Source organism: Ruegeria aquimaris (assembly GCF_025751555.1).
In the GTDB taxonomy this organism is placed as follows: Bacteria; Pseudomonadota; Alphaproteobacteria; order Rhodobacterales; family Rhodobacteraceae; genus Ruegeria_B; species Ruegeria_B aquimaris.
In genome coordinates this window covers 135,131-143,036 of the sequence record NZ_JAOWLB010000010.1, presented here as the reverse complement: position 1 = coordinate 143,036, position 7,906 = coordinate 135,131, and the positions used below count along the sequence as shown (strand labels likewise).

The following is a 7,906-nucleotide window of genomic DNA, read 5'->3' as shown; positions in this document are numbered from 1 at the left end:
GAGATTGCCGAGGCCGTTCGCGCAACGCTTCCCGACGATGTTCCGCTGTTCTTCAGAACGTCGGCCGTGGATGGGCCCCCGGATGGCTGGACGCTCGACGATACGGTCGTACTCGCCAGTCGGCTCAAAGAGATTGGCGTGGATGTTATGGACTGCTCGTCCAGCGGGATTTCCGGCGCGGCAACTGCTGGCGCAGGCAGCAAGCGCCAGCCGGGTTTCCAGGTGCCCTACGCCGAACGGGTCAGGAAAGAAACCGGCATGCTCACCATGGCCGTTGGTCTGATCACGCACCCGGTACAGGCGGAGACGATCCTAGAGCGTGGACAGGCCGATCTGATCGCAATCGCTCGCGAGGCACTGGTGGACCCGATGTGGGCGCTTCACGCTGCGCGCGACCTGGGCCACGACACGGTTTTTGCAAGCTGGCCGAAACAGTCCGGCTGGTGGCTTGCCGCCCGACAGAAGACTTGCGAGTTCTACAATCCCGACAACCCCGCGGGTTGAGCCTGATCAAGAGGCTTGATCGGCGCTACTTGCAGCGGCAACATCGAAGGGAGGGCCTTCTGCTTGGGGAATTCGGTTGGATTGTCATTCAAATCACAGCGTGTTTCTACGCGCAAACGGCTCGCTTGCCTGTTGGTGCGACGCAGGCAGCAAGGTAACGCTGACGACGGACAGTGTGTGCAATTTTAGTTGAAAACAGGTGTTTTATCGGTGTTTAAATCATTGAAATATAATGCAAGATTGTCGGTCGCCCCGATGATGGATTGGACCGACCGGCATTGTCGCTATCTGCATAGGCTGCTGAGTGGGAGAGCGCTGCTTTACACCGAGATGGTGACCGCGCCGGCTTTGGTGCGCGGGGGGGCGCTGCATCTGTTGGCGTTCAGCCCCGAGGAGCATCCCGTGGCCCTGCAACTCGGCGGGTCGGACCCCGAGGAGCTGGCGCAGGCCGCGCGGCTGGGGGGGGAGGCGGGGTATGACGAGATCAACCTCAACTGTGGCTGCCCGTCGGATCGGGTGCAATCGGGGACATTCGGCGCGGTGCTGATGAAACATCCCGGGCTGGTGGCCGAGTGCGTGGCTGCCATGCGCGCGGCGGTCGATGTCGAGGTGACGGTCAAATGCCGGATCGGGGTCGACGATCAGGACCCCGAGACCGTGCTGCCGCAGTTCCTGGAGCAGATCGCCGGGGCCGGGTGCCAGCGGGTGACCATCCATGCGCGCAAGGCCTGGTTGCAGGGGTTGAGCCCCAAGGAGAACCGGGACATCCCGCCGCTCGATTACGATCTGGTGCACCGGATGAAGGCGCGGTTTCCCGAACTGCATATCTCGCTCAATGGCGGTATCGACACGCTCGCGGCGGCGCGGGCGCATCTGGAGGCGGGGCTGGATGGGGTGATGATCGGGCGGGCGGCCTATCACCAGCCCGCCGATATCCTGTGCCAGGCCGATCCGCTGATCCATGGCACCGGAGAGGCCAGCGACCCGGTGACGGCGGCGCGCGCCATGCTGCCCTATATCGAGGCGCATCTGGCCTCTGGCGGGCGGTTGCATCAGGTGACCCGGCACATGCTGGGCCTGTTTGCCGGGCGTCCGGGCGCGCGCGGCTGGCGGCGGATGCTGTCCGAAGGCGCGGTGCGCCCCGGTGCCGGGCCGGAGCTGGTCGAGGCGGCGCTGGGACAGGTTGCAGGGTAAACACCGCGACCTTGGGAAAAGGGAGGGTAAGATGATTGCTTACGTCACCGTTGGGGCCGATGACATTGCTGCCGCGAAACGGTTCTATTCGGCCTTTCTGCCGGCGCTGGGCTATGGTCTGAAAGAGGGGCCCGAGGGCCTCAGCTATGCGCTGCCGGTGGCGCCGGGACAGGTCCCCGTCTTTCCGGATTTCTACGTCAAACCGCCCTTTGACGGTGGCCCGGCCACAGCCGGGAATGGTGCCATGGTCGCCTTTGAGGCGCGCAATCAGGCGCAGGTGCGCGCGCTGCATGCCGCGGCCCTGGCGGCGGGCGGCCATGACGAAGGGCAGCCGGGGTTCCGCGCCGCTTATGGACCGCACTTCTATGTGAGCTATCTGCGCGACCCGCAGGGCAACAAGATCGCGCTGTTCTCCAGCAACCCGGCGGACCCGGGACGGGACGGGTAACGCCGCAGTCAGCGCAGGTGATAGCCGCGAAACTCCTTGACCGTCGACAGGCTGAGCAGCGTCTTCATCTGCGACACCGCCGGGATGGCCGAAAGTGAACTGCGATAAAGCGCCTCGTAATCGGCGGGGGACTGCACGCAGACCCGGATCAGGAAATCGAACTCGCCGGTGATCATGTGGCATTCCAGAATCTCGGGCATTGACAGGATCGCCTTTTCAAAGGCTTCCAGATCCTCGCGGCGCTGCGAGTTCAGTTTCACCTCGATGAATACCTGCACCTCCAGACCCACGGTCTGGCGGTCGATCTGGGCGGCATAGTTGCGGATGATGCCCTCTGCCTCCATCAGCTTGACCCGCCGGTGGCAGGCCGATAACGACAGCCCGATCCGTTCGGACAGGGCCGCCATCGAGATCTGGCCGTCCTGCTGCAAGACGGAAAGAATCTTCTTGTCCAGCTGATCCATCGGAAAACTTCTCATCTTGCCCCCAATTTTGGGATAATTTCCGAAAACTTTCCCACAGGCAAGGAATTTTCGTAACAAATCGCCTGGTCTGTGGTGTAGTTTACAAGTGCGTCAGAAGGACGCGCAGCAGTCCCAGGGAGGAAGACATGACAACCAAATTCGTCGTCGGTTACGACGGCAGCGCGGCATCCCGGCGTGCACTGGACTTTGCGATGGAGCGTGCGGCGGCTGTTGGCGCCACGCTGATCGTTGCACATGTGCTGGAGTGGTCGCCCTATTCGTTCCTGACCCCAACCGAGCTGGAAGAGCGTCACAAGCGCCGTGGCGAGGAACTGGCCCGTGCGGAAAACCACCTGATGGCGCCGCTGAAAAGCCAGCTTGCAGGGCAGGGTGTGACCGTCGAGACAGTGATCCGGTATGGTCACGTAGCCGATACGATCTGTGATATCGCGACCGATAGCGGCGCCGCCCAGATCTTTGTCGCGCGCAAGGGCGAAAGCGGCCTGGCCGCGCGTGTCTTTGGATCGGTTGCGGGCACCCTGGCGCAATGTGCGCCGGTTCCTTGCACCATCGTGCCGTAACTCTCCAACAGTCGAGGTAACACATGACATCTCTCTCCAAAGCAGCGGCATTGGCCGCGCCGGTTGCCATGCTGTCCGCAGTTCCGGCACTGGCTCAATCCGTCGATGAAAAGGTCAACCAGATCTTTGCCAGTTCGACCGGTTGGTTCGTCAATTTCATCTTCAGCCCGTTCCCCGGCACTTCGTTCCCCTGGATCGTGATGTGGCTGGTGATCGCCGCGACGGTGTTCACGCTCTATTTCGGGTTCATCCAGTTCCGGGCCTTCCCGCATTCGATCGCGCTGGTCAAAGGCGACTATTCCGACCCGAACGACGCGGGCGAGGTCAGCCATTTCCAGGCGCTGGCCACCGCGCTGTCGGGCACCGTGGGTCTGGGCAACATCGCCGGTGTGGCCGTTGCAGTGGGCATCGGCGGTCCGGGCGCGACCTTCTGGATGATCCTTGCCGGTCTGATGGGCATGGCGTCGAAATTCACCGAATGTACGCTGGGTGTGAAATACCGCAACGAATATGCAGACGGTACCGTTTCGGGCGGCCCGATGTATTACATGACCAAGGGGTTCGAAGAGCGTGGCATTCCGGCGGGCAAGTTCATGGCCATCCTGTTCTCGATCTTCTGTATCCTCGGCGCCCTGGGTGGCGGCAACATGTTCCAGGCCAACCAGGCGCATGCGCAGATCACCAATGTGGTGGGCGAGTTCCCGGGCTGGATCACCGGCCTGATCTTTGCCGGTATCGTCTTTGCGGTCATCGTCGGCGGTCTGAAATCCATCGCCAGCGTGACCGAAAAGGTCGTGCCGTTCATGGGCGTGCTCTATGTGGCCACCGCGCTGGTGATCATCGCGATGAACGCGGACATGATCGGCTGGGCCTTCGGCCAGATCTTTGCCGGTGCCTTTACCGGGCTGGGCATTGCCGGTGGCATGGTCGGCGCGCTGATCCAGGGCTTCAAGCGGGCGGCGTTTTCGAACGAGGCGGGCGTCGGTTCGGCCGCCATCGCCCACTCGGCGGTGCGCACCAAGGAACCGATCACCGAAGGTTTCGTGTCGCTCCTGGAGCCGTTCATCGATACCGTGGTGATCTGCACCATGACCGCGCTGGTGATCATCATCACCGGTCAGTTGGTCAGCGATCCGAATACCGGCCTCTACCTGCTGGACGAGGGCGCAAGCACCATCCAGACCGTGGACGGCAACAAGGGCGTGGCGCTGACCTCGGCGGCCTTCTCCTCGGCCTTCCCGTTCTTCAAGTACATCCTGGCCATCGCGGTGATCCTGTTTGCCTTCTCGACCATGATCAGCTGGTCCTATTACGGCCTCAAGGCCTGGACCTTCCTGTTCGGCGAAGGCCAGACCAAGGAACTGGTGTTCAAGGTGATCTTCTGCATCTTCGTGGTGATCGGCGCGTCGGCCAGCCTGGGCCCGGTCATCGACTTCTCGGATGCGGCGATCTTTGCCATGGCCGTGGTCAACATCATCGCGCTCTACCTGCTGATGCCGATCGTCAAGCGCGAGCTCGACTCCTATCTGTCGCGGCTCAAGTCGGGCGAGATCAAGAAGTTCAGCTAACTGGCTGAGGTTTCGATGAAAAGGGCGGGGAGAACCCCGCCCTTTTTGTTGGGCAACTTATGTGAGCCTAACGCACCTACGGTCGCTCGCACTTTGGAGACGCAACACCGCCCCGGCCTAACATTGAGATGCGGCTCTATCTTGGGGTCATTTATCAAAGGGCTGGATGAGCGAGCTTTCCTGACGTTCGAGTGACTTCGTTTTTGAGCCGCTTTCGGCTATGCTGCTCTCCAATTCTTGAATTTCGCATGGTGAACAACATGAAGATCCGGCTGTTAAACGAGAACCTCGTGTCCGATCTTTGCTGGCTTGCGGAATATGGATTTTCGGCATGGATTGAATACGGCGATACGAACATCCTCTTCGATACGGGCTGGTCCGATGTTTGGCGTCGAAACGCCAAGACTGCGGGTATTGATCTGGACAAAGTGGGCGTAATTGCCCTGTCCCACTTCCACAGCGACCATTCTCGTGGCTTGCTGTATCATTCCTTCACACAGAAGAAAAAGCTTGTTCTGCACCCGCGCGTCATGACTGCGCTCCTCGATCCATTCATCGAGCCGGTTGATCGCCATCTCCCTCACAAGTACGCAGAGATTGAGCAGAAGATCCGCGCCGATTTCCAGGTTGTTGAAGCAAAAGAGCCGTTGGAGTTTGCCCCGGGAGCTTTCTTCCTTGGCCAAATTCCCAGGGTCACACCGTTTGAGCGCGGATATTACTACGAAGACCCGATGGACGACGACACTGCTTTGGCCTTTCGGACTAAACGCGGAGCGGTAGTGGTCACAGGATGCTCGCACAGTGGTATCTGCAATATTTGTACCCATGCCAAGGAAGTCACAGGGCAGGACTTGTACGCCGTCATCGGCGGATTTCATCTGGTCAATCCAGAAAAGCCTGCGGTGAATGAAACAATTGAGTGGTTCAAGACGGAGAATATCCCACATCTTTTTCCCGTTCACTGCGTCTCATTCGACATTCAGGCCCGCCTTCAAACCGAGTTTGGCTACGAACGTCCTGGTGCCGGTTCTTTGATCGAACTCTAGCAAGTGATCTGGCAGCTCTGGGCTCAATGTTGGCTTCGGCATCTCACAGAACTCCCGTGGCCGGATGATGACGCGACAGTGAACTGCATATGGGGTCCCGCACGGGGACTGACCCCACAAGACCGCTTTTCCTTGTCTTGCCGGCGTTGTACCCCTGTCGGAACCAAAGCGCGGAGACTGACCGATGCCCGACATGATGCTGCTGATGCAGATGCTGGCCCTGCTGATCGTCATCGGCGCCTTTGCCGGGGTGCTGGCGGGGTTGCTGGGTGTGGGGGGCGGTATCGTGCTGGTCCCGGCCTTCTTCTACGCCTTCCAGACGCTGGGCTATGGCGGGCCGCAGTTGATGCAGATGTGCCTGGCCACCTCGCTGGCCACCATCATCGTGACGTCGCTGCGCTCGGTCCTGGGCCATAACAAGAAGGGCGCGGTGGACTGGGATATCCTGCGTGGCTGGGGGCCGGGGATCGCGGTGGGTGCGGTTCTGGGGGTGATGGTCGCGGCCTCGCTGCGCTCGGTCGCGTTGCAGGCGCTGTTTGGCGTGCTGGGGATCGTGATCGGCGCCTATCTGGGGCTGGGCCGTGCCCATTGGCGGCTGGGCGAGGCGATGCCTGTCGGTCCGCGCCGGTTGATCCTGTCGCCCATGGTGGGCTTTCTGTCGGTGCTGATGGGCATCGGCGGCGGCAGCTTTGGCGTGCCGCTGATGAGCCTTTACAACACGCCCATTCACCGCGCGGTCGCCACCGCCGCGGGCTTTGGCGTGATCATCGCGGTTCCTTCGGTGCTGGGCTTCCTGCTCTTGCAGATCGACCCGGCGCAGCGGCCGCCGCTGACGGTGGGGGCGGTCAATCTGGTGGCCTTCGGTGTGGTCATCTGCATGACCCTGATCACCACCCCCTGGGGGGTGAAACTGGCCCATGCGATGGACCCCAAGCCGCTGAAACGCATCTTCGCGGTGTTCCTGACGCTGGTGGCGCTCAACATGCTGCGCAAGGCGCTGGGATGGTAGAGGATTTCCTGCGCCGGGGCTGGCTGCGGTTTCCGTTCGACCCGGTATTGGCCGGGTGGGTCAATCATGTTCTGCCTGCCGCGCGGCATGCGGTGACCGATCCGGTCCATTCGCAATGGCTCGATTGCGAGGGAACATGGTTCATCGGCGTCGATGCGCTGGACAATGACGAGATGGGCCGGGTGGGCGACGGTCCGGCGCTGGCGGGCCAGGCGATCGACTTCATCACCCGTCACCTGGGCATGCTGCCGCTGCATCGTGGTCAGGTCTCGGTCACCTATCCGGGATACCCCCGCCCGCGCCGGCGCGAGGGCGAGGCGGCCTTTCGCTATCGCCTGAACCGGGGGGCGGCGCATGTGGATGGGTTGAAACCCGAAGGCCCCGACCGGCGCCGCCATGTGGACGAGCCGCATGGCTGGATCCTGGGCCTGCCGCTGAGCGAGGCGCCGCCCGAGGCCGCGCCGCTGATCCTGTGGGAGGGTAGTCACCTTATCCTGGGTCCCGCGCTGGCGCGCGCGATGGAAGGGTATCCGCCCGAGGACTGGCCGCGCGTCGACGTGACCGAGGCCTATCAGGCGGCACGCCACGAGGTATTCGAAACCTGCCCCCAAATCGCCCTGCCTGCGCGGCCGGGCGAGGCCTATCTCTTGCACCGTCATTGCCTGCACGGGGTCGCGCCTTGGGCAGAGGGCGCCACTGCCGGGCCGGACGGTCGCATGATCGCCTATTTCCGTCCCCTAATGCCCGGTGGAGTGCCCACCTGGATCGGTGCGACCTGACCAGCTTTGTCTTTTCGGAAACTGCTCCCGCCGGAAGCTTGGCCCTTCAGAAGAAAGGACCAAACGGGGCGTCAGCCTCTGAGCCGCGCGGCGCGGCCGCCTCTGCGCTTGCTCAGGTTGGGGGCGCGGGCCGGCAGTTCGGCCATGATCTGGGCGCGCTCGTCGCTTTCCATGCGTGACCAGCGCGAGATCTCGTCGATGGTGCGAAAGCAGCCGGTGCAGATCCGCTCGGTCGGGTGCACCACGCAGATGCGGATGCAGGGCGAGTCGATTTCGTTGCGTTTCCAGACCGTGTCGGTCATCGCCGAAGCTC

General features: G+C 62.2%; 10 protein-coding genes. 8 read left to right on the top strand and 2 right to left on the bottom strand.

Translation table 11 applies throughout. The annotated features are described in order from the left end of the window. The 3 genes from OE747_RS14800 to OE747_RS14790 form a co-directional block, all read left to right on the top strand. A partial coding sequence (locus OE747_RS14800; RefSeq protein ID WP_450103999.1) for an oxidoreductase occupies nt 1–504 on the top strand: 504 nt, incomplete at its 5' end. A gap of 210 nt (nt 505–714) precedes the next feature. After that, the gene (dusA, locus tag OE747_RS14795) at nt 715–1,698 is read left to right on the top strand and encodes a tRNA dihydrouridine(20/20a) synthase DusA (RefSeq protein ID WP_263829345.1); all 984 of its coding nucleotides are present in this window, start codon (nt 715–717) and stop codon (nt 1,696–1,698) included. A gap of 31 nt (nt 1,699–1,729) precedes the next feature. Then, nucleotides 1,730–2,146, top strand: coding sequence for a VOC family protein (locus tag OE747_RS14790; protein WP_263829344.1), 417 nt, complete (start codon nt 1,730–1,732; stop codon nt 2,144–2,146). An 8-nt stretch (nt 2,147–2,154) separates the two neighbouring features. Here the strand turns inward: OE747_RS14790 and OE747_RS14785 are convergent, their stop codons facing one another. Then, on the bottom strand, nt 2,155–2,610 hold the full coding sequence (locus tag OE747_RS14785) for an Lrp/AsnC family transcriptional regulator (protein ID WP_263829343.1): 456 nt from the start codon (nt 2,608–2,610) through the stop codon (nt 2,155–2,157). A gap of 146 nt (nt 2,611–2,756) precedes the next feature. Between OE747_RS14785 and OE747_RS14780 the strand changes: the two genes are divergently transcribed. The 5 genes from OE747_RS14780 (at nt 2,757) to OE747_RS14760 (ending at nt 7,593) form a co-directional block, all read left to right on the top strand. Next, nucleotides 2,757–3,191 (top strand): universal stress protein, encoded by a 435-nt coding sequence (locus OE747_RS14780; protein WP_263829342.1) that lies wholly within the window; start codon nt 2,757–2,759, stop codon nt 3,189–3,191. Between the two features lie 23 nt (nt 3,192–3,214). Further along, nucleotides 3,215–4,759, top strand: coding sequence for an alanine/glycine:cation symporter family protein (locus tag OE747_RS14775; protein WP_263829341.1), 1,545 nt, complete (start codon nt 3,215–3,217; stop codon nt 4,757–4,759). A gap of 260 nt (nt 4,760–5,019) precedes the next feature. Continuing rightward, nucleotides 5,020–5,805, top strand: a complete 786-nt coding sequence (locus OE747_RS14770) for an MBL fold metallo-hydrolase (protein WP_263829340.1) — start codon at nt 5,020–5,022, stop codon at nt 5,803–5,805. Between the two features lie 184 nt (nt 5,806–5,989). Beyond that, nucleotides 5,990–6,814 carry a sulfite exporter TauE/SafE family protein gene (locus OE747_RS14765; protein ID WP_263829339.1) on the top strand — a complete coding sequence of 275 codons (825 nt, stop codon included), beginning with the start codon at nt 5,990–5,992 and terminating at the stop codon, nt 6,812–6,814. Continuing rightward, on the top strand, nt 6,808–7,593 hold the full coding sequence (locus OE747_RS14760) for a hypothetical protein (RefSeq protein ID WP_263829338.1): 786 nt from the start codon (nt 6,808–6,810) through the stop codon (nt 7,591–7,593). The genes OE747_RS14765 and OE747_RS14760 overlap by 7 nt, the downstream gene beginning before the upstream one ends. 71 nt (nt 7,594–7,664) lie before the next feature. Here the strand turns inward: OE747_RS14760 and OE747_RS14755 are convergent, their stop codons facing one another. Continuing rightward, nucleotides 7,665–7,895 (bottom strand): DUF1289 domain-containing protein, encoded by a 231-nt coding sequence (locus OE747_RS14755; RefSeq protein WP_263829337.1) that lies wholly within the window; start codon nt 7,893–7,895, stop codon nt 7,665–7,667. Nucleotides 7,896–7,906 lie beyond the last annotated feature (11 nt).